We start from the raw sequence: 20557 nt of genomic DNA, 5'->3' as shown, positions 1-20557 counted from the left end.
CCGATTCCCATCAGGTCGCCAGCCGCGAACGCCGCCCGCGCCCCAAGCCCAACAAGGCCGAAGCGCAGAACTGCCATCGTCCCGATAAGGCCCGCTGCGGCGGTCAGCAGCGCGCCACCAGCTACAGCCAAGCCCCGACAGCGGCAGCGCCGATGACAAGCCACTTGGTCAGTTTCGGATGCTCTTTGGTCCAAGCCACCATCCGGTTGATGACGCCCTGCGACAATTCCAGCAGGTCATTCAGCGGCGGCAGGACCACATCCCCGATGCTGATTCCAAGTCGCGTCATGTGGTTACGCATCAGCCGAAGATTGTTCGCCGTGGTTTTTGCACGGACCGCGTATTCACGCTCCGCACTGCCCTGATATTCCTGCTCTTCGGAAACCAAACCAAGGGCATCGCGCAGCAGATCGAGGTCTTTGATCAGCGGAGCCAGCGCCCGCGCCTCATCGCCAAACAGGTCAGAAGTCACAGAAGACTGAAGATGCTTCGGCAATTCGTTGATGCGCCGCATCACGTCGATGGTGGTGCCGACAGCATCGTCCTGCATCGCGCGCGCAACTGCTTCAGCGTCCAACCCCAGCTTTTCGAATGCCGCCGACTGACGGTCGGTCGCTCCCTCACCACGCGCCAGCGCCTTACCCATGTTCCGGAATGAAGTCGCGGCAACATCAGCGCCCGCACCAGCCGCGATCATCGCCGACCCGAAGGCCATGGTCTCGGTCGGTGAAAAGCCTTTGACGGCCCCATCAACAGCCACGCGGTTGGTGAAATCCAGCACCTTCGGCGCGGTCGAAGCCATCTTGTTCGACAGATGGTTCATCGCGTCGAACAGAAGCCCGGTTTCATCAAGTGTCAGACCTAGGGCCGTCTTGATGTTCGCCATCGAGTCGCCGGACTGTTCCGCCGAAATATCGAAGGCCACACCGATTTTCGCCGCCATTTCAGCGAAGCGGGTCAGCTCCCCACGCGCGAGGCCCGACTGCCCGCCTGACGCCACGATTTGCGCCAGACCATCCGCCGCCATAGGGATACGGGTGGACAGCTGCAGAATGTCATCTGACATCTGCCGGAAACCTTCCGGGGTATCGAAATCCACCACCTTGCGGACATCCGACATGGCGGTTTCGAACGCGATGGCCTGTTGCACCGGACCGGACAACCCAGTCAGGATGCGGCGGCCTGTCTGCATCGACGCATTGCCGACAAACGACAGGTTTGCCGCCGTGGCCAGCGACCGGTCCATACGCTCCCGCGCTTCCGCGATGCGAGCCTGCATCGCCTCCAGACGACGCATGCGCTCCATCTGGCGACCGAAGGCGGTGCTAGCGCCATCCAGCGCACTGGCTAGCCGCCGCTGTTCACCAGCAAGGTCGCCAGTGTTCACGCCCGCTTCGCGCAGCTTTCCCTGCAGCCCGTGAAGGGCACGCCGGTTCCGATGATGCTGCTGCGCAAGACTATCTGCCGCGCCCCGCGCCCGCTCGAACTCGCGGCGCATTTGCGCGGTCGGGTGCCGGGTCGCCCGGATTTCCGCCAGCAGGCGGCGCTGTTTTTCACGGGCAGCTTCCAGCGCGTCACCGGACCGGCGCACAACCTGCTGTTGCTTGCGGAAATCTTCGATTAGCTGCAGCGGGCCGCGCATCCCCTGAAGACGGCCCATTTCGGTGCGCACACCATCCGCGAAGCGACCGGTGACAGTCCGCATATTGCGCAGCATGCCGGAGTACCGGTCAACTGCTTTGATGGTCAGCTGCGTTTCGATGCGCTTGGTCGCCATTGGCCCTGCACTCACGTTGAATTCAAAGGGGAATTTGCCTATATCTAAGGCATGGAAATCTTTGCGATGATCTTTGCCATCCTGATGATTGCCGCCGCCATAGCAGCGACAATCGCCGTCGGCATGTTTGCCGGGGGGATTTGGGGCGCACTGACTTTCGGTGCGCTGCTAGTGCTGACCTATCGCGCCATAACGCATCAAAGCGGTCCAACCCGCCCGATGAAGCGCGACAAGCTGAACGCTTTCCAGCGCCCGCTGTCAGACGACTGACATCATTCGAACTTCAGCCGGGTCGCATCCCACACATCACGGGCGGTCTCTTGCCAGACGCGGAATTCACTGACCTTCATGGCCAGAACCTGCGGAAGCGGGGTCGCCAGCGCTTTGGCCACAAACCCCGCGGCAAAGCGCAGGTCTTTTGCTACTTTGCCATTTACCCGTTTCCCGCATCAGATCCCTGCTGGCCGGCGATCTGAGCCTGATACGGTTCAAGAACACGCTTTCCGATTTCGCGGAAGTCGCTTTCTTTCACCTTCATCATCACCGACCGGTCCACCCCAGCCATTCCGGCCAGCAGAAGGACGGTCTGTTCAGCAGACGACTTGGCCTCTTCAACCGCGATACTGGTGCCGAGGTCGGGTTCATCGAAGACCAGTTTGTCATGAGTTTGGCCATCGACGGTGACAGGCCGCTTCAGAGCCACTTCAATGGGATAGTCCATTCCACTTCCCCCTTACAGCAGCAGCGCGGCGCGGATGTCGCCGGTCTGGCTGACACCGCCAACCGAAAAATCGAAGTCATCAATCTCGAAGATTTCCGACCCGTCGATTTCAAGTTTGGCGTAGTTCTGCACCACGGTGCATTTCAGTTCGGCCTTGTCGCCGGGCTTCCAGTTCCCGGCGTCACCGGTGACAAGGCGACCGCGCACGTAGTAGACGGCGCTGTGGGTCACGCCATCTTCATCGACGTGGGCACCGGTCACCATGAACGCATGTTCGGTGCCGGGCTTGCCGGTCATCAGCTTCAGCGTTTCGGGATCGAAGGCGGTCAGGGTGAATTCAAGGTCATCGTGCTCATAGCCCATGGCGACCTTGCGTTCCTTGATCATACCGCCGTTGCGGAAGCCTTCGTTTTTCTCCTTCGGCATCGAAATCGTGACTTCGGAAAACTGTCCGACCTTCACGTCCTCGTTTGCCCACAGGGCGCAGTTCCGCAGGATATATGCGGGGGTAGATTTCATGGCTGTTACTCCTTGTCAGCGCGAGGTTTCGGGCAGATGCACCGGCGGCGCATCTGCGCTATTCGTTCACTGTCGGTGCAGGCTTACCCCGCCGATTTCAGCGCTTCCTTGGTCAGTTCCAGATAATACTGGATGTTGCGGTGCGCGATGAACCGGATGTCCTCCATCGGGGCAGGCGGCTCGAATTCCATGGACAGGGTGATTTTCCCCGCCGCCATTTCGGTCGGTTCGTTCAGGGTCGGGTCAATCCAGACACGACCGCCCAGAATGGCCCCCGATGCCTTGAAGGTCCGCATGGCGGCGTTGCCGCTTTCCAGCATGAACTTCAGGTTCCCTGCCGAAAACGGCTTGTCCACGAATTCCAGATACGCTTTTTCGATGGCTTCATTGATGAAGTCCGCCGTCCGGCGCACGGACAAGAACACCCACAGGTCATCGGTGGTCGCGGCGCGGTTGCCCCACGTGATGAACCCGGAACCCATGTTGATGATGGTGCCCACATGGTTTTCGTTCAGATAGTTCGCCTGCAGCCCGTAGGTGATGGTGCGGGACGCCCCGCCGATGCCGTTGATGTTCTTGTTCGACAACGAGTGCCAGAAGCCCAGATTGGTATCAACGCGGGCCTGCACACCGGCGAAGCGGGCCGATGCCGGACGGGCCACATAGGCGCTGGTAGCGGTATCCCAGACCAGCACCTTGGGGTCCACAACATAGACGCGCTGCGACCCGATCTGGTCGCGGTAGGCGATGGCATCGGCATCGGTGGTGTCGGGGCCATCGACAAAGGCGACGGCCTTCAGCTGGTCCAGCACGCCGACCAGTTCGGCTACCACCGGATTGGCGGTTACGCCATCGCCGCTGGTGAAGCCCGGAATGGCGATCAGGCGGGGCTTGATGCCCAGCTGCGCTTCGGCCTTTTTCAAAGCGTGCACACCGGTCAGCTGTGTCTCATCACCCACCAGATTGGACATGGTGGCGGCGGTGTCCACACCCTCATCGACACGGATGACGATGGTGTATGCGCCGATCTGGTCAAACACATCATCGACCGCATCCTTCAAGGTGCCCGCATCCCCAAGGTCAGCCGCCGCAGCAGGATTGCCCGTAAGCAGCACCGGGGTGTTCAGCGGAAACTTGGTCGCGTCCGCATCGGGCGCGGTGCCCAAAAGGCCGACCACTGCGGTTTGCGCGATCTGCACCAGCACCGGGGTTTCATTGGACTCCTGCAGGCGGGTGCCGTGGTGGAAGCTAAGAAAGCTCATCTTCGTCTCCTTTGACAAAAGAAAACCCGGCACACACCTGCCGGGCATGCCCCGGCATCCGCCGGGATAGTATTAAGGTTGCGCCTGATGCGCGCGGCGTGCGGCCTTAGAACCGCTCGATCATGGGCAGCACTTCAGGCGGAAGCGCAGGCCATGCCGCATCGCTCAAAAAGTCCGCGCTGGGGTCAGCGGCCAAAGCCTCAAACGCTGCGCGCATATCCGCCACCCAAGCAAGTGCCAACCGCGCGCCATCCAGCACCATACTGTCATCAGCGGAGCGATCAGCCTCCGCTTTTCCGGAGATGACCGCGACCGCAGTCGCCATGTTCATCTGCGCTTCAGCTGACGCGGCATCATAAATGCGGCGGCGGCACTCTGCGCTGACAAGCTTCCGGCGCACACTGGACTCTGCCGCTAGGATCACGTTTTCAGGAACGCCAGCCGCACGGGCTTCCTCAGGTGTGAAGTTCAGGTATTGGCTACCGTTGTGTTCAAAAGAAATCATGGGTCACCTGCCGATCAGTTTTTAATGAGGTTTTGGCCCAAGGTGCCGCCATCATTCAGCACTCCGCCATTGACCAGTGTGACCGCCTGCTGGCTCACGATGGCCACGCCATTCGCCGCGCCAGCGATACCCGTCGCGTTGTCGAGAGTGACGTTGGAAAGCCCCAACTGCGCCATCGCGCCGACGCCGATACCCACGACGCCCCGGCCATCGCCGATACCCGTCACCGTCGCATTGATGACCGCAACCACGGCGGGCATCGCGCTGTCATAGGTCACGACGCTAGCCCGCGCGACGATGAAGGGCGTGCCGCCATCGACCGCAGGCAAGGTCAGGTCAAGATCAACCTCGTTGAAGATGATCGCGCCTGCACGGCTGAAGAAATACCGGGAATAATTGTTCGCCACATTGAGATAAGGCACAGGCTGCAAGATCGGGTTTGCCCCCGCCCCGTCCTTGCGGATCTGCACCAGCCGCCGCCCGGTCGCGATATTCACATCAAGCTGGAACGTCGCATCGGAAGGAAGGTAGACATGCACATTCGCCGCGTCCGGAGAGGCATCAATGACTTCTTTGATGGAAAGGAAAGTGCCACCATCGACGCGGGTTGGGTTGACCTCGTTGGGCGTGACATAGCCGATGAAGGTCATCTCATCGCCAACGATGCCGCGCAGATCGTTCATCTTCGCAGAAATCTCATCAACGCGGGCGTTATAGGCGTCGGCGGCGGCTTGCAGCGCCGTGGTTGCCGAAGTCAGAAGTTCGGTGGATGTCATGGTGTCTCCTTTCAGAAAGGCCCGTGCAGGGCGCGCAGGCGCTCGGCCTGATGGAATTGCTCAAGGGCAAGTGTGGCGAGGGTGGCGGTGGTAGCGAGCGCGTGTTCGTAAAGCGCATCGTCAGGCGCGTTCACGATGACCACCCCTTCCGCAACCCGGCTGAAACTCAGTACATGATCGACCAGATAGGTGATGGCCCCGGTCTGGCGTGGCACCACGTCATTGCCCGCCCAGATGGCGATCAGATCACCATCCGCATCGAAGAACCCCATTTCACGCACTGCGAACGCCGGAGTGTCGGGATCAAATTCCGCCTTCACACGCCACGCATTGCTGCCAGTGATATGCCGGGTCTGAATTGCCTGCCGCGCCTTTTCGCGTTGCAGGGCGGTCTGGGAATAGCTGGGGGCATAGTTTGCCCCGTTGCCGTCACCAAGCGCGATATGCGTGATGGCGACCGCTGTTCCCGACCCAGCGGCGGCGGTGATTTTCGCCTCTGCAATATCGGTCAGAAGTGTTGTCGGCATTAGCCTGCTGCCCTCCTTTGAACATCGTGGAATTCCTGACTGACGGCCAGAACACGCGCCGCCAGTCGCACAAAGGCCGCAACGGGCGCGGGGGCCGGTCGCGGCTGCGGTTCATGGGTTTCGCTGCACACCCGCCGAATGCGCTGCCCCGTGCGCAGCATTGCCCCGCCTTCAACCTGCGCCGGGCGCGGGCCGGGGTCGATGTCGGCCTGATGCAGATGTGCGGGTCGCGCGCCGGTGCGCAGATAGCCTTCAGTGCGAAATCGCTCCCCAAGGCGGAAAACCAGTTTCCGCGACACAGGGGCCACCCGCTGCACCACAGAATTCATCGCGTGCACCATCCGGTTGTCGATGGTGTTTTCATTCGGCCCATACAGCGACCGGCCGGCATAGGCCGTGACGCGGAAGCTGCCCGCTTCCATGCCGTCCGCCACACCTTCAGGTTCGAACCATTCCAGCAGTTCGGAATCAACATCGAAGGCTGCAAGCGCGGTGCGGATGGCGTGGGGCGTACCCTTGAACCGATGCACTTCGGCACTGACCGCGATGACGCTGCGCTTCACATCTTCCGGCCAGTCCAGATCCCAGACATCAACCGAATGCTCCCAAGCCAGATGATCCAGCAGAGCGACGCCAACTGTGGCCGGGTCTTTGGAGATCATCTGGACCGGCAGGCTGAACAGCCGTTCTTCCAAGATGTCCAGCGCCTTGGCCAGCGGCGTTGCAGTGGGCGGCAGCTGCGTGTTCTTCACGTCAAACATCTCGCCACCCCCCGGTGATGGACTGCAGCGTCAGCGTGATGCCGGTGCAGTGAGGGGCATCGAACGGCCCGATCTCCAAGTCTGCGGCGGGCGACACCAGTTCGACATCGACCACCCCCTGCACGCTCAGCGCCGCCGCGATGGACGTGCGGTAAAGTTTTCGGCCAATCCGGATGCGGCCATTCACAAAGGCTTCCGCCGCCGCCTGCGCCGCCGCCTGAACAGCCGATGCTGTTTCCGGCGTGGTCACATGCAGAACCGCTTCGATGGCGTAGGGCACAGGCTGCGCGGATTCCACGGTCAGCTTATCGGCAACCGGACGGCGCTTATCCACCGTGCAGTGCTGAAACACCGCGTCCAGCAGCGCGGCATCTGCCGTCCCGTCTCCTTCGCTGGACAAGATGACCATCTTGGGTTCCGCAGGAGGAATGGCCGGGTCCAGCCCGTGGTTCGGCCCATAGACCGCGACATCCACCACCCGGTCATCAGCATCCAGCGCCCAATATACATACGACCCTTCGGTGCCGTGCGGCGACCATGCCTCAATGACCAGTTGGATGCGGGCGCGAAACGCTTCATCGCTTTCCATGACCGGGTTGTCCGGGTCACTGTCATCCAGAACTTTGCGAAGCACGCCGCGATTAGCCCCGATCTGGTCAAGGTCGCCACCCCGCGCAGTGGATAGGAAAACCGACCGAATTGCCTCATTGATGCGGTTTTCCAGATACAATTCCCGCGCCGCCGCAGCCTCATTCAGATAGCGCATCGGGCTGGACGCAATGTTTCGGGCCAGCGCCATGACTTCAGCCACCTTCGGCGCTTCAAAGACCTCCGCCAATTGCGCTTCCAGCTCCACCAGACGCGCTTCCAGAATGGCATCGAAGTCCAGAACACCTATCGCGGTCGGGGCTGGCAGTGTGGTCAGGTCCAGCGCGGCAAAGCGGCTCATGCGGCAACACTCCAATTGTCCACCCGGTCGCGCAAAACGCGGATGGTTTGGTTTTCATCGGCAACGGTTGTCAGGTCGCCCGTATGGGCATTGGGCCGGTGGTTTCCGGTCAGTGTCATGGTGATGGCCCCGGTTGCCGCGCCTTTCACCCGAACATCGGTCAGTTCGAAACGCGGCTCCCACCGTTCCAGCGCTTCGGCCACGGCCACATACAGCGCAAGAACATTCTCTTCATTCATCGGCGCATCAACCAGCGCCGGGACTTCGGACCCGTATTCACGCCGGAAGACGCGGGCGTTTATCCGGGTGGAAAGGATGGTCTGGATGCTTTGCACCACATGCGCCCACCCTTCGACCGCGCCCCCGGTATCGTGGTTCAGGTCCATACCGGGTCAGGCGCTCACCTTGTCAGCCGCAGCCGCGGGCTTGGCGTCATTGGTCTTGGGCTTCGCTGCACCTTTTCCGGCAACCGGCTTCAGCCCGGTTCCGTAGGGCGGAAGATAATATTTCGCCTGCCGCACCGTCATCGGCAGAACCTCGCCCTTGCTGCGAAACACCCCGCCAATTTCGCGGGCCTGCGTCACCTCATAGTCCGCCAAAGCGGTTTTCTCATCACTCATCGTTTTCTCCTTGGATTAAGGCGTCAACCGCCCGCAAAAACATTGCCAGACCCGCTGGCAACACTTGACCCGCAGTCCACCGGGTCACCGACCCGGCCAACCTGCATGCCATTGACAAAGACCGTGCTAGACCCGGCAGCCAATGAACCGCCATGGCAGCTTGGCAATGGGTCACAATGAACAGCCCAACCATCCCCCTGACGGTGCACCGGAATGCCGTTGACAAAGACATCCGGGCTGCCGCCGGTGCTATTTCTAGGCGGGAATGCACCGTGACCAGTGCACATGTCGCCCCATCGGGTAACTGCTGGCATCAGTTCAGATCGAGGCGCGGCGTGCTCAGAACAATGCCACCATTGGTCATGGTTATCGTGCTGGCCCCAACCTTCAAAACCATGGTTGCCCCTCCGCCGCTGATTGTCACGCTAGCCGCTCCAACCGACGCCAGCACATATTCATCCCCAGCCCCGGAAGGCCGGCCATTCGCATCAGAATTCAGGCTCCCCTGAATACTGGCATCATACAGGTCGCCCGACTCCGAATAGACCTTGACCTGCTGCCCAACGGACGGCGGGTTGTGCGTCTTGTTCGCACCCGCTGCAGGCTCTTCCCACGGTATCCAGCCCGTCAGAAATGGCTGGTCACCGTCCAGAAGCCTCACCCGCGCAACGCCCTTTGCGGCATCCACTTCCGCCACCACGCCGGTGCGGGATTGCGAGCGCGTGCGGCGTTCCAACTCTCCAACCCGGCGGCGCAGGTCATCAATGATTTCCGGAAGCCCTGCCATCAGGACGGCACCGCTTCACTGACCGCATCCGTCACGACGACATCGCGCGCGACACCGCCAAAGGTGTAAAGCTGCAATGACTGCGCATCGCGCGTGGTCATTCCGGTCAGGCGCTCAAATTCAGCATAGGGGCCGGAGGCCGCTTCGCCCAACAGCTGCTGGAACAACGCCAGCTGCGGGACGTCGTACTCTTCCATCAGCGCCATAAAACGCGGCCAAGGCCCGCCATCAGGCAAGGGCTGGCCAAGTCGGGGGTCCGCGAAAACTTCGACCGTCAGCTTGGTTTGTCCGGCGGCAAGGCGCACGTTTTCCGCCGCGCTGCTGGACCGCACATGCTCCTTGGCGACATAGGACTGCACAAAATCACCGAAGACCTGCGCCCACGGGCTGTCCGGATCGCTCAGAACGCGGCCAATCTGTACGTCCAGAACATCCAGAACCGCTTCAAAATGGGCATCCGTCGCCGGGAACCCTTCAACAATGCTGGCTTCGCCGGTTTCCTTGTCAGTCTGCGCCATGGTCAGCGACACGCCGCAGTTGAACATGATATCCACCCGGCCATTGGACCGAAGGCCGGTCTGCCCCAAATCCTGCGACTTGGCCGCGTCGGTATAGACCGCAATGAAGGGACGCTGCTGGTCGCTGCGCAGCTGGCCGTCCGCCGTCTGGTCGATGGCGGAAATCTGGCTGTCCAACACATTGTCACCGACCAGCGTTCCGCCAGCCTTCAGCGCCTGAACCGCCGCAATCCGCAGGGCCATCATCGTCAACGACATCAGTTCGCATCCCCAAGTTCGCAAATCAGCCGAAGGTGCGACCGGTCATCGACCGCCTGCACCTCGAACACCGGCTGGCCGTCACGGTCCAGCGCCACCACCTTGTCACCTTTGCGCACCACCAGATCCGGATAGGCGGACCGGTCGATGCGCAGATCCCCGCCATCGGCCATCACGCCTGCGCGCCCTTTGTTGCCGCGTCCGAAGTTAAGGCGTTCGGCGTCGCGGTCACCGGTGCGCAAACAGGCGGCGATTTCCGCCGTGTCCCGCTCCGGATCTTGCTGCCCGCTGGCCAGCGGAAGATGGCGGATAGTTTCAGACCAAACGTCATCCACCTCCGCCATCAGGTCTTCCCGCAGCGACCGGTCCATCAGGATGCGGGCTGCAGCGCGGCCAGTTCAGTTTCAGCCGCTGCCAGCGCTTCACGCGCCTCTTCCTCATCAGCAGTGCCTGCCACAGACTTCAGATGCAGGTCTGCGTCGGACACCGCCTGTTTCGCAGCGGCCAGCTTCTGCGCGGTCTCTGCTGCCGCCTTTTCTGCGGCAGATTGCCCGCCACCCGATTTCTTCGGGGCAGTCTTCTTCGGGGCATCGCAGAACGCGGCAAAACCATCCTGCACCACATGGTTGGCATAGGATTCCGGCAGCTGGACAGGTTCACCCACCTGCATCTTCCGGTCTTCCTCTTCGCCCACCACATCTGCAGGCACGGTGGCATTGCTCTTGAAGGCCACCCACTTCTTTTTCGACTGCGCCATGATTGTCTCCTTCACAGGCTGAATTCCGAAACGCCGCGCGGGCGCTTGGGGATGCAGCCAAAGGCCCGGCAGTTTCCCGCCGGGCCTTGCTTCAATGGCCTGAATTTCAGGGTTCAGTTAATGGTCAGCTTCTTCAGCACGCCGGGACGGGTGCAGAGCGAAATCGCATTCATCTGGCTGTCCAGATGATAGCCCTTGTCATTGTACTTGGCCTTCATCCGGGTGTAGCGCGGAAGACCAACCGTGTTCGGCAGGCCGTTCCAGTCACCGGGACCGAAGCGCGTAATGAACAGATCAGGCACACCAACCGGGAACGCCCGCGCTTCATTCGTGGCAATGAAGGCCGCGCCGCCATTGGCAGCGGTCGCTTTCTTGCCGGTGCGGTAGCGCTCGAAGGTGACCTTGCCGACCCGAAACACATCCGGCGCACCGTCGCGCAGCTGGTAGCCCTGATTGTCAGCAAGGAAGGTTTCGCGCACTTCCTTCTGTTCCCACAAGAAATCGTGGAAGTCCCGCCCGCACATCGCGTGGATGTGATCATAGGATTCATCCAGTTCATCTTCGACAGCGTAGACCACATCTTTTTTGATCTTGCTGGCGATACCGGCCACCTGCTGGTCAATGCCAAGCGCAATGGGTGCGGGCACTGCAAGGCCGAACCGGTCATAGAGGTTGTGCAGCACCTTGCCTTTACCGGACACGATGATGCCCTTGATGGCACCGACGCGCTGATGTTCCAGCGTGGCATCCAGCGAGCGGGCGTGCCGCGCCAGTTTGGCGTCGATGCGGTTTTCCATCACCTCCAGCTGGTCATCGGAACCGAACATTTTGACGCCCTGAATTTCGTCAGCGTTGACGGAATCCGGGATTTCGAAGTGGTCGATTTCGAAAGTGAGGCGGCGGCGGCCTTCGCCATCATCCAGCGCATTCCCAGCCGAACCGCGCGGCGTCGGCTCGATGATGTCCAGCTTCCCTTCCTGCTCTTCGACCTTGATGGAGTCGGTCGCAACCCCGTCTTCATCAAACAGCGGCTGGTCACCGACACGAAGCGCCCCGACCTGACCGGGAACAAACGGCTGATTGTTGATTGCCGCCGTCAGTTCAACAATGGTGAATTCTTCTTCCATGTGTGCCTCCTTAGCGCACGCGGATGCCGACAGCGTTCAGCTGCGCCACCTTGGCATCGGTTTTGGTTTGGTCATCCACCGAGGCGTCGAAGGACAGCCCCGGCAGCTTGGCTTCTGCGTCGCGGTCGATGGCGGTCACCTCCACCGCTTGGTCGGTCGCATCGACGCCATAGGCCAGAATGGCTACGGCGGTTTCGGCCCCCTCCTTGCCTGCCACCACGGCATCAGGCGACGGAACATACTCGCCCGAGGCGGTCACCTTGCCCAGAACCGTGCCAGCAGCCAATTTGCCGGATGCGTTGGCGATGGTGACGATGCTGCGCGAACGGCGGCCTGCGGCTTCCGACAGCAGGAACGACAGATTGCGGGTCTGCATGGTTGCGCTTTCCATGGGTTACGCCTCCTTTCCGGAACGGCGGGCGGCATAGATACCACCGGTGTTGATGGATGCCCGCGCCTTCGCAGGCTTGCCGCCTGCAGGCTGGGCAAGGTCGGTCGCGGCGCTGCGGCTGGCCTGATACTTGGCCGGGTCCGGCGCGTCTTCAGCCGACGACGATGCATCCGCCGAAGCGGCCACCAGCGCGGCAATCGCTTCATCAGCGGGCATGTCGGTGTCGAACGCCAAATGCTTGGCAAGCGCCTCATGATCCTTCGCAGCATCGTCTTCGGTGATGGCCTTGATGCGGGCCTTCACATCGGCGGCACTGCTGCCCGGCGCATCCTGCGCCGTGGTCGGGCTGGCGGGTGTCGTGTCCGCCGCCACGGGTTTCTTTGCCATGGTCGGTGTCTCCTCTTCATGGTCAGGGGATTGCGCGGCGGACGCCGCATTCCGGGCGACGGCTTCGAAGGACCATTTTTCCCTCTTGGCCTTCGCCACGAGTTTCTTGGGGCACGGGCAAACACCCGGTAGTCGAACGCGGCGACGGCCTTGGCACGCCCCCCTTCGGTGTCCGTGGCAAAACCGCGCGCCACCGCTTCTTCGCCGGTCAGCCACAGTTCGTCTTTCATGTCTTCGCGGATGGTTTCAGCATCTTCGCCGGTCTGTTCCGCGTAGATGTCGGCCATCAGGTCGGCCAGCTTGTTCAGCTGTTCCGTGGACTTTTCGTGGTCACCAGCATCGCCCCAAGTGAACTTCGCAGGGTCATGGATCATCATCAGGGCACCGGACCGCATGGTGATGGTGTCACCGGCCATCGCGATGACCGAAGCCGACGATGCCGCGATAGCATCAACCACCACCGCCACGTCGCCGCGATGCGCCTTCAGGGCGTTGTAGATGGCAATGCCGTCATCGGTGTAGCCACCGCCCGAATTGATGCGAACGGTGATGTCCGCATCACGCCCCAGCATCGCCAGCGCGTCGATGACTTGGGAAGCGGTGAACCCTTCATCCCAAAAGTCATCCCCGACGAACCCGTAAAGAACGAGTTCGCCATCCACCAAGATGGTCATGACTGTCTCCTTGTTGATCAGGTGAAGCGGAACCGCTTCGCGTATCTGGTCCGGCTGCGCTTGCCCGTGGCCCGCGCGCATTCCGTTTCATATGTGGCGATCAGCGCCGCCAGACGGCGGTCATTGGCCCGCTGAAACGTTACCTCTTCACCGTCGATGCGAACGGTTTCCCGCACCCCGCCGGTTGCCAGCTTCAACTGCATCTTCTTCAGCGCAGTCACGACATCGCAGGGCCGCGAAATGTCGATGGTGTCTGCGCCAATGCGCACGGTGTTCGCCACGGTCATGGGGCTGGCTCCGTTTCAATGATGGGCTGCGCCTGCCGCACCGCGTATGGCGATTCCATCCCCGCATCGACATAGCGCTGATGCTCGCGCTGGCGCTCTTCAAACAAGGCGTCCGGATCTACACCCAAATCCCCGGTTTCGATGCCGATGGAACTGGTGCCGTTTTTCAGCCGTTCGGTGGATGCCCGCGCGGCCTTATGATCGTCCGCCGTGGGCTTCGCAGGGCCTTGCCAATTGGCGGCTGACACCCGGTCGCGATTTGCCCGGAAGGCGCGGTAACCCCCCTTGAAGGGTATACGGCCCTCGCCAACCTCTTCGTCCAGCCAATTCGCATAGACCAACTGGCACATCGGCGCGGCGATCCGCTCCCGGCGGCGCAGAACCACGGGCCAGATGCTGGACCCCTCCATGCGCACGCTGGCATAGGTGGCGTCGGTGTAATCCATCGTCAGCCCCCCGTAGGTGCAGCCGATGGTCCGTGCCATGTCGCGGGCAAGGCTGTTCGAAAACGGCAGGAAGTCCCGCCCCGGCACGTTCGCGGTTTCCAGCCCCAGCTTTTCACCGGGGCCAAGGTGCGACACCTGCGGGTCGGCCCCAACCGAAATCCGGCTTTCGGCAGCGCGATCCAGCTGCGCGCCAAGGAAATCCAGATACTCTTGCGCGTACCCGGTCCCGCCCTCGCTCTCTTTCAGAACTTCCAGCGCCTCGTAGGCGTCTTGGCTTGGCTGCTCACTGGTCAGCGTAATGGCAAAAACGGTTTGCAGAATGGCCATCTGAAGCGTGGCATCATCCAGCATTTCCGCCTGAATGTGCTTGCGGAAGGCCGGGGCCAGCTGCGAAATGCCACGCACATCTTCCGAATCCATCGGATCGAAGATGTGCATGACAACTGGACGGCCATCGGTGTCGAAGGCGGGATAGTCCCTTTTTGCCTTCAGGCCGCTTGCCGATGTCTGAAACCGATAAGCGACAGCGCGGCCATTTTCGTCATGCCGGACACCTTGAAACAGCCCCTCCAACTCGCTGGTGTCCTGCACCAGCCGGGTCGGCGGATACAGCAACAGCTTGGTGCCGGTGGTCAGGTTGTACTTGCGGCGGCGGTCATCCGCAAAGAAATCGAAGACCCCGGTGACCTCGCCATAGGCGATATGCCAGCGCAGGCCGATGTCCACCATTTGCGGACCGGTCAGCTTGCCCCGCATGTCGCATTCACGGGCCTTCTTCCAGTAAGCCGTCCAGCGCCGCTTGACGATGCGAATCCAGTCCGCCTTTTCCTTGTCGTCATAGCCCAATCCGGTCAGGTCCGGGTCAGGCGAAAGCGTTAGACCGACCCCAACGGTATCCGCAAGAACTTGGTCGGTTGCGCCCTTCAGGCGTCCACTGTTCTGGATAAGATCCATGGCCAGCCCGGCGGCACGCGACCATGAACGGCGCACATCGTCCCTGTGGCTGGTCACCGGGGCCACCCGCGATGCGATAACACCGCTGCTGGTGTCACGCAGATAACGGGCGGTCGGGCGCGGAGAACGGCTGGCCGCGACCAATGGTGTCACACCGTCTGATTTCACTAGTCCGCTCATCGCGTCCGGTTTCTCCACTTCGACCGCGCACGGGCCTTGGCCTGCGCTTCGGCTGGTTCATCGTTCTGCGGCGCAACTTTCTGCGCCGGTGCTGCCTGTGGCTGCGCCGCCATCAGCAAGTCTTCGAAATCGCCCTGCACATCTTCCGGCGGGCACTCGCGTTCCGCCATCAGCCGGTCCCATTCGGTGTCCGGCAGGCTCCGAACCCCCAACCTTATTGCCGCAGCTTCCGCCTGCAGGTGAGTATCCAAACCCTCGTTGGCTTGGTTCGGGTCTTTGACCCACAGATACCGGGTGAAGCCCGACTTCGCCTTTTGCGCCTTGCGCGTTTCCGCAGTCAGCTGCCGGTAGAATTCATCATCCAGCCCCTTGGGCAAGGCGATGAAACCGCGCTCTTCCGGGTCGGTCTTCTTCAGGTTGCGGTAGAGCCCCATTTTCAGAACCGACGAAGCGAAGTTGAAGAACCGCTTCGAATAGCGGACAACCTTGCCCCGGCGGTTTCGTTCTTTCTTCACCTGCGCCAGCAGCGGGGCGCTTTCCGGATGCACACCGCGCACCATGATGACCCGGCTGGCCAGATGCTTACGCGCCCAGTCCCAAACGTCTTCGGTGTAGGCGTTGCCGTCGATGGCCAGCAGGTCGATTTCAACCTTGCGCCCATAGGCATTCCGGAACCCCTGACGCAGAAGGCCGTTCAGTTTGGTCTGGCACTGTTCATCGGAAATGTGCCCGCTGAACACGCCATATTCCACAATCGCGCGGCGCTTATTCCGCCCCCACGCGACCACCTGCCATTCCACCCGGTCGCCCTGACAGTCCACACCGCAGGTCAGCATCGGATAGCCCGCTGGGATGGTGCCGTGGGCATAATCCGATTCCGAAGCGCGGTCGCGGATGTCTTCCCACGGCGGGGCCTCGCCCAATACGCGATAGGCTTTGCCCACCACGTCATTCCAGAACGTCTGCTCCTTCGGCGGGTCGCCCTTTGCAGCCAGCCATGACCGCGCGACCCGCTCGAACGACTGCAGCGGCGAATAGGCCGACCACAGGTAAAACGAACGGTGATACCGCTTCATCTTGGGATTTGCGGACCGCCACTCCACACGCGGGATGATTTCCGCGCGATGGTGGTCTTCGATGGCGCATCCGCATTCCGGACAGGTGAAATGCGCGCGCTCCGGATGATCTTCATCCAGACTGCGCAGCATGTTTTCCCATTCAAGCACCTGCATGAAATCGCAGTGCGGGCAGGGCACATAAGGATATTCCTGCGACCCCGCTTCAAAATTGGTCGTGATACGGCACCCCGGCACAACCATGGGCGTCGAAATCTTGAAAATCTTGGCGAACTCGCGGCCCTGACTGCGGCTGTCCGCTTGGTTCTCAGGGTCGCCCGCGCTGTTCATGTCCCACTTGGCAAGGTCATCCTGCACCTGACGGGACATGGAAACCTGCGACAGCGAGGCCGGGGAGTTGGCCCCGGAAATCAGGATGGCCCCGCGACCGTCGCGGCGCTCTTTGTAAAAAACCGAGTCCTGCCCGTCGCGGGCCTTCATCGGGAAAATCTTGCGCAGCGCCGTGGTGCCTTTCAGCATCGGCTGCAGCTTCATCTTCGACCAGCGCCGCGCGTTTTCTTCAGTCGGGTGGACATACAGAAAATCGCCGGGGTCCATATCCATGGAACCGCCGGTGAAGATGTTCGCCAGCACCGTGCCGCCCAGCTGCGCCGACTTCGCCAGCGTGACTATCCGGCATGGATCTTCCGGCGACAGCGCCATCAGTATGGCGTCGAAATAGCGGAACCGCTGGCGGTTATAGGGGCCGGAAAATTCACTTTCCCGCTCCGAAAATTCAATGTTGTGTTCCGCCCAAGTCAGGTAATCGACCGGCGGCGGCGGGTCCAATACTTCAGCCAGAACATCGTGCACCATCCATTCGGCACTGGTGACAGGGACATCCAGCATCAGGCGTCTAGCTCCACGTTCGTGTTGACCTGCTTTGGCGTGCCTTCTGCAATCGCACGCTGTTTCATGGTCGCGGTCTGGCGGACGTTCCGGAACTCGCTCTTCAGCAGATGCAAGACATCGCGCTGCGGAACGTCAAACTGGGACGCCATCGCCGCTGCGAAGTCGGTCAATGCGCCTTCAAAAATCTGCATCATCATGCCTGCAACACGGGCCAGCTGTTCCCGCGCATCGTCAGCCGCCACCAGCTTGCCCAGCTGCGCGGCCTCTTCGGTTGCCTGAATTCTGTTACGGCGAAGCTGCTCTTCCAGCTTTGCCCGCTTCAGCATGTCTTCCACGCTGTCAGCCTTGGGCTGCACGGCGGGCGTCAGGCCGGGGGATGCATCATCCGGCGGCGTCGCTTCAGCCGGTTCCGGCTGCGGCATCGGCAAGTCAGGTTGCGGTTCCGAAACCGCCGGTGGCACTGACATCGGTGCAGCCGGCACTTCCGCTTTCGCCTCAGCGTCCACCGTGGTTCGCGTGGCAATTCCATTGCCCAGCGACTGGCCGATGTCCCGGTTGCGGCGGACCTGTTCCACGGCGACCGGGTAGATAACCTTGCCCTTCTTGCCGGGCTTGGTGAACGCATCATCGCGCAGGATGTCTTTCGACTTCCATTGGCTGACAGCCGCCCGGCTGACACCCATGGCCCGCGCGAAATCGGCCTGCGACATTTCCTGATGTGCAGCTTCCATGCCTGACCTGTTCAGTCCGTTGCCAGTCGGGCCTATTGTTAAGCCCCCAGCGTTAAGCGAACCCCCTTGTGTTAAGGCTTTCCCAAACCCGTCTGACTACCGAACCCCCGGGCGGTTCCACCACCGCGTGCTTTCAGAATGGGGGTACGGTCCCTTTTTTCAGGGGTCGATTTTGACCTGTTTCGGCCCCCTATGCTTGTACTCATATCGCCGGGTCACAGCCCCAAAAGGCGGCTGATTTCGTGATCCAGTCGGCGCGGCAGGTTCTGCTGCACGCTGCGCTCGAAGGCGTCGGCGGTCGCGCCTTCCACCATCTCTTCGGGGATGAACACGCCAGACTTCACCTTCTTCAGATGGAAGCGCTGTTCGCTCATCCGGTCCATCACGTGCCCGCCGAAGGCGCTCAGATCCACACGGCGGGGGAAAGCACCGCCACGGAAGAAGGTGCGGGGGAACAGAACGCGGCCACGGGCTGTGCCAAGATTGGCGACCACGCCCTTCTTGGTCTCGCGCTTCTGGAAATACTTCAGCGCCACATCACCGCCCGCCGACTTGAGCGTGTAAGTCAGGTCATCCCAAGAGGACCGCTTGACCTTCACGGACTTGCGGATGGTCTTCTGCGGCAGGCCGGTCTGCTTTGCCAGCGTGCGGACAACCTGCGTCCGCGCCATGTCGCCGGTGCGGTTGATGGCGCGGTTCACCGCCTTTGGCGCATCTTCCCCCAAGGCCCCCAGCATGTTTTCGAACTGCAGCAGGCCCTTCACATTGACTTCGCCCACGCTGAACATTGCCACCCCCAAGAGATCCGCCGCCTTTACCAAAAAAGGCCAGCCGCTGCCCATTGCGACTGGCCTTCACACCAAAGGGTTCTTTGGAAATCAGATGCGCTTCATTGCTGCCTCCCATGCTGCAATTCTGTCCGATCACTTCGACAGGTTCAGATACAAATAAGGCCCGCGCTTTTCAGCCGGGCCTTTGTCATCCATTGCAGCAGCAGTGTCACAGGCGGAAGCGCTATCGCGTGGTCGCCCGGACTTGACGGCATACAGTCGAAAACGGGTGCATCACATGCGCTTTCGACCGCCCGGAACCGTGGCATGTATCTTTCAACAGAGGCCACCGAACCTTCGTCAATTTTGACTGTTAAGGGAAGATGATGTGATGCGTCAACCCCCTTAACAATATCGAGTGGCGCTTAACGTTAGCGCGGGGCAACAGGCGTCAGGTCCATCCAGCTGAATTCGGCAGGTGTTTCCCGACCGAACAAGTCCAGCACAACGGACACGTTCGCCCCCTTCACCTCCACCACCTTGGCTTCGAAGTCCGCCCACGCCCCACGGTCGATCCGCACCGCGTCGCCCGCTTCGAAGTCATGACTATTCCTGGCCATCTGGTGGCACTTTGGCGACAGCATACCTCCACCCCACCGGCGCATCAGACCGATGACAGTGCTGGCCTTCATGATGATAGGCCGGCCACCAGTGCCCATTACACCCATGACCACATCCAGCCGCATCAAGTCTTCCCAGCGGTTCTGGTCAGCGGGCCAACCAACAAACATCCAGTCCACCAACAAGGGCTGCGCCACCAACTCCTTTTCCGGGCTGAAGCGGTTCTTGCGCTTCTTGTCCCACCGGACCGGCAGGAAGACTTCAAACCCGGCTTTACGCAAGAGGTGCTCAGGCAGAAACACCCGGTCGCCAGTGCCCTGTATCCGGCGCTTACGCACCCGGCGCTGGCGGTCGCGGTAGGTTTCGAACTCACCGCCAACAGTGACCTTCTTGATACCGCCGACCTGATGGCGCTTGACCCGCACCAGCAGCCAAATCATGTCCTGCGCCTCGATCTTGCCCATCATCATGCCGCGCCCCCCGACACAATCGCTTGGATAGCCTCGCACTTCTTCTGTGCAGCATCGCGGGATGCGATCCACTGCAGATCAGCATCAGACACCAGCCTGCCGGATGTCTGCCGCTGGCGGATGTCTTCCACCTTGCGCAGCGCCGATTCCGACTCCGCCTTGATGCCCTGAATATTCAAGGCGGTTGGCCAAGCGCGGTTTTTCCGCAGGAACCGCAGTAGTTCCGGCCCCCAGTTCCCGGCCATGGCATCCCGGCCCAAGGCAGCGGCGAAGACCGCGCGCATCAGCGGCGACGCCTCAGCGGCAGGCGGCTGAATCTTCGCGGCCCGCTCAAGGATTTCATTCGGGATCATCATCTGGTCGCGCCCCTTGCCCTTGGGATTGGCGGCCACTTCCTCTTCCAAGGCCGCAAGGCTCAGTTCGGTCATATAGGCCAGCTTGGGGCACAGCACCTTTGCAACCATCGCGTCAAAGTCAGCCTGTTTCGTGAAACCCTTTGGCTTTGCCAGCCCGCGCGCTAGCAATGGTTCAATCAGCAACGCCTTGACCCTCTTTTCACCGTTTGCCTGTTCAGCACTGTCCATGCGTCTTGCCCTTCTTCTTTGCATCTGCCCCGGTCTCAAATGGCGCTTCGGTCGGTATTGGGGCGCTTGTGGCAATTTCGTTTTTTTTATTTTCGTCTTCTTTCCTTTCAGCCCGGAAGAAACCGGAGCGCAAAAGGTGGAAAACAAGCCAGAACAGTCCAAATCACGGCGGATTTCTTCCGCGTTTGTTCCGGTTTCTTTCCGAATTCTTTCCAAGTTCCTTCCGGCGGA

Annotated in this window: 28 protein-coding genes; 1 reads left to right on the top strand and 27 read right to left on the bottom strand. The window is 61.2% G+C overall.

Annotated features, from left to right (window positions below; genetic code table 11):
- Positions 1–121: 121 nt before the first annotated feature.
- Complete coding sequence (locus ETW23_RS06015; RefSeq protein WP_134829446.1) at positions 122–1777, bottom strand: phage tail tape measure protein; 1656 nt, start codon at positions 1775–1777, stop codon at positions 122–124.
- A gap of 66 nt (positions 1778–1843) precedes the next feature.
- On the opposite strand from ETW23_RS06015, the gene ETW23_RS06010 reads away from it, so the two are divergent.
- Positions 1844–2047 carry a hypothetical protein gene (locus tag ETW23_RS06010; RefSeq protein ID WP_134829445.1) on the top strand — a complete coding sequence of 68 codons (204 nt, stop codon included), beginning with the start codon at positions 1844–1846 and terminating at the stop codon, positions 2045–2047.
- Positions 2048–2210: 163 nt separating this feature from the next.
- Here the strand turns inward: ETW23_RS06010 and ETW23_RS06005 are convergent, their stop codons facing one another.
- The 26 genes from ETW23_RS06005 to ETW23_RS05880 form a co-directional block, all read right to left on the bottom strand.
- Positions 2211–2498 (bottom strand): phage tail assembly protein, encoded by a 288-nt coding sequence (locus tag ETW23_RS06005; RefSeq protein ID WP_134829444.1) that lies wholly within the window; start codon positions 2496–2498, stop codon positions 2211–2213.
- Positions 2499–2510: 12 nt separating this feature from the next.
- The gene (locus tag ETW23_RS06000; RefSeq protein WP_134829443.1) at positions 2511–3017 is read right to left on the bottom strand and encodes a phage major tail tube protein; all 507 of its coding nucleotides are present in this window, start codon (positions 3015–3017) and stop codon (positions 2511–2513) included.
- Positions 3018–3100: 83 nt separating this feature from the next.
- Positions 3101–4279 (bottom strand): phage tail sheath subtilisin-like domain-containing protein, encoded by a 1179-nt coding sequence (locus tag ETW23_RS05995; protein WP_134829442.1) that lies wholly within the window; start codon positions 4277–4279, stop codon positions 3101–3103.
- Between the two features lie 106 nt (positions 4280–4385).
- Positions 4386–4784, bottom strand: coding sequence for a hypothetical protein (locus tag ETW23_RS05990; protein ID WP_134829441.1), 399 nt, complete (start codon positions 4782–4784; stop codon positions 4386–4388).
- Between the two features lie 14 nt (positions 4785–4798).
- Complete coding sequence (locus tag ETW23_RS05985; RefSeq protein ID WP_134829440.1) at positions 4799–5560, bottom strand: hypothetical protein; 762 nt, start codon at positions 5558–5560, stop codon at positions 4799–4801.
- Positions 5561–5571: 11 nt separating this feature from the next.
- Complete coding sequence (locus tag ETW23_RS05980; RefSeq protein ID WP_134829439.1) at positions 5572–6087, bottom strand: phage tail protein; 516 nt, start codon at positions 6085–6087, stop codon at positions 5572–5574.
- A complete protein-coding gene (locus tag ETW23_RS05975) occupies positions 6087–6848 on the bottom strand; it encodes a phage tail protein I (protein ID WP_134829438.1) in 762 nt (253 codons plus the stop codon). The genes ETW23_RS05980 and ETW23_RS05975 overlap by 1 nt, the downstream gene beginning before the upstream one ends.
- Positions 6841–7797: a baseplate J/gp47 family protein gene (locus ETW23_RS05970; RefSeq protein ID WP_134829437.1), complete on the bottom strand. Its 957-nt coding sequence runs from the start codon at positions 7795–7797 to the stop codon at positions 6841–6843. The genes ETW23_RS05975 and ETW23_RS05970 overlap by 8 nt, the downstream gene beginning before the upstream one ends.
- Positions 7794–8183, bottom strand: coding sequence for a GPW/gp25 family protein (locus ETW23_RS05965; protein ID WP_134829436.1), 390 nt, complete (start codon positions 8181–8183; stop codon positions 7794–7796). The genes ETW23_RS05970 and ETW23_RS05965 overlap by 4 nt, the downstream gene beginning before the upstream one ends.
- A gap of 6 nt (positions 8184–8189) precedes the next feature.
- Positions 8190–8417, bottom strand: coding sequence for a hypothetical protein (locus ETW23_RS05960; RefSeq protein ID WP_134829435.1), 228 nt, complete (start codon positions 8415–8417; stop codon positions 8190–8192).
- A gap of 23 nt (positions 8418–8440) precedes the next feature.
- Positions 8441–8704: a PAAR domain-containing protein gene (locus tag ETW23_RS26715; RefSeq protein WP_368075893.1), complete on the bottom strand. Its 264-nt coding sequence runs from the start codon at positions 8702–8704 to the stop codon at positions 8441–8443.
- Positions 8705–8730: 26 nt separating this feature from the next.
- Entirely contained in the window at positions 8731–9204 is a 474-nt protein-coding gene (locus ETW23_RS05950; RefSeq protein ID WP_134829433.1) for a phage baseplate assembly protein V, read from the bottom strand.
- Positions 9204–9980 (bottom strand): hypothetical protein, encoded by a 777-nt coding sequence (locus ETW23_RS05945; RefSeq protein ID WP_134829432.1) that lies wholly within the window; start codon positions 9978–9980, stop codon positions 9204–9206. The genes ETW23_RS05950 and ETW23_RS05945 overlap by 1 nt, the downstream gene beginning before the upstream one ends.
- Complete coding sequence (locus ETW23_RS05940; protein WP_134829431.1) at positions 9980–10351, bottom strand: hypothetical protein; 372 nt, start codon at positions 10349–10351, stop codon at positions 9980–9982. Before ETW23_RS05940 ends, ETW23_RS05945 begins: the two co-directional genes overlap by 1 nt.
- Positions 10351–10737, bottom strand: a complete 387-nt coding sequence (locus ETW23_RS05935; protein WP_134829430.1) for a hypothetical protein — start codon at positions 10735–10737, stop codon at positions 10351–10353. The genes ETW23_RS05940 and ETW23_RS05935 overlap by 1 nt, the downstream gene beginning before the upstream one ends.
- A gap of 113 nt (positions 10738–10850) precedes the next feature.
- Positions 10851–11864, bottom strand: coding sequence for a major capsid protein (locus tag ETW23_RS05930; RefSeq protein ID WP_134829429.1), 1014 nt, complete (start codon positions 11862–11864; stop codon positions 10851–10853).
- A 10-nt stretch (positions 11865–11874) separates the two neighbouring features.
- A complete protein-coding gene (locus tag ETW23_RS05925) occupies positions 11875–12255 on the bottom strand; it encodes a head decoration protein (RefSeq protein WP_134829428.1) in 381 nt (126 codons plus the stop codon).
- 3 nt (positions 12256–12258) lie between these two features.
- The gene (locus ETW23_RS05920) at positions 12259–12642 is read right to left on the bottom strand and encodes a hypothetical protein (protein ID WP_134829427.1); all 384 of its coding nucleotides are present in this window, start codon (positions 12640–12642) and stop codon (positions 12259–12261) included.
- Positions 12555–13316, bottom strand: a complete 762-nt coding sequence (locus ETW23_RS05915) for a head maturation protease, ClpP-related (protein WP_167738090.1) — start codon at positions 13314–13316, stop codon at positions 12555–12557. The genes ETW23_RS05920 and ETW23_RS05915 overlap by 88 nt, the downstream gene beginning before the upstream one ends.
- Before the next feature lie 17 nt (positions 13317–13333).
- Entirely contained in the window at positions 13334–13603 is a 270-nt protein-coding gene (locus tag ETW23_RS05910; protein WP_134829425.1) for a hypothetical protein, read from the bottom strand.
- Positions 13600–15183 (bottom strand): phage portal protein, encoded by a 1584-nt coding sequence (locus tag ETW23_RS05905; RefSeq protein WP_134829424.1) that lies wholly within the window; start codon positions 15181–15183, stop codon positions 13600–13602. The genes ETW23_RS05910 and ETW23_RS05905 overlap by 4 nt, the downstream gene beginning before the upstream one ends.
- On the bottom strand, positions 15180–17147 hold the full coding sequence (locus ETW23_RS05900; RefSeq protein ID WP_134829423.1) for a phage terminase large subunit family protein: 1968 nt from the start codon (positions 17145–17147) through the stop codon (positions 15180–15182). The genes ETW23_RS05905 and ETW23_RS05900 overlap by 4 nt, the downstream gene beginning before the upstream one ends.
- Positions 17147–17881: a helix-turn-helix transcriptional regulator gene (locus tag ETW23_RS05895; protein WP_134829422.1), complete on the bottom strand. Its 735-nt coding sequence runs from the start codon at positions 17879–17881 to the stop codon at positions 17147–17149. Before ETW23_RS05895 ends, ETW23_RS05900 begins: the two co-directional genes overlap by 1 nt.
- 215 nt (positions 17882–18096) lie before the next feature.
- On the bottom strand, positions 18097–18723 hold the full coding sequence (locus tag ETW23_RS05890; protein WP_254695157.1) for a phage tail protein: 627 nt from the start codon (positions 18721–18723) through the stop codon (positions 18097–18099).
- 359 nt (positions 18724–19082) lie between these two features.
- Positions 19083–19742 carry a transcription termination/antitermination protein NusG gene (locus tag ETW23_RS05885; RefSeq protein WP_134829421.1) on the bottom strand — a complete coding sequence of 220 codons (660 nt, stop codon included), beginning with the start codon at positions 19740–19742 and terminating at the stop codon, positions 19083–19085.
- Entirely contained in the window at positions 19739–20542 is an 804-nt protein-coding gene (locus ETW23_RS05880) for a hypothetical protein (RefSeq protein ID WP_167738089.1), read from the bottom strand. Before ETW23_RS05880 ends, ETW23_RS05885 begins: the two co-directional genes overlap by 4 nt.
- Positions 20543–20557: the final 15 nt, after the last annotated feature.

The organism is Leisingera sp. NJS201 (assembly GCF_004535885.1).
Taxonomy (GTDB): domain Bacteria; phylum Pseudomonadota; class Alphaproteobacteria; order Rhodobacterales; family Rhodobacteraceae; genus Leisingera.
This window is presented reverse-complemented; position numbering and strand designations above follow the sequence as displayed.